This window comes from Geobacillus sp. DSP4a, assembly GCF_013096875.1.
In the GTDB taxonomy this organism is placed as follows: domain Bacteria; phylum Bacillota; class Bacilli; order Bacillales; family Anoxybacillaceae; genus Geobacillus; species Geobacillus thermophilus.
The window spans coordinates 1-341 of sequence record NZ_SDLD01000249.1; the positions used below are offsets into that span (position 1 = coordinate 1).

The 341-nt window shown below is 50.1% G+C and carries 1 pseudogene; it reads left to right on the plus strand.

The window, feature by feature from the left end:
- Positions 1–211: 211 nt before the first annotated feature.
- Positions 212–341: pseudogene (locus tag ETC02_RS17585) on the plus strand (IS110 family transposase); the annotation flags it as partial.

Sequence of the window (341 nt, forward strand, 5' to 3'; positions counted from 1 at the left end):
TAGTTTTGTGTACAATTCATCTGAAGTCCTCCTTGGTATGGTGAGTGATGTGGTTGACACCCCTGCATCATACCAAGAGGGCTTTTTTTGATCAAGTCCCCGGAAAAGCTCCTAACGGGAATGCTCCCTTGAGGGAAGCACGCAGGATAGAATGCTTGAACAAAGGCTGCTGCACCAGCTGTTTTTGAGAACGAAGCAGGGAGGAAGACCGATACGCGTCTTGTATGAACGCTGTTGCGGATTGGACGTGCATAAGCAATCGATTACGGCTTGCGCCCTTACCCCTGAAGGAAAAGAGATTCGCACGTTTGGTACGCTGACCGACGATCTCGAGGAGTTGG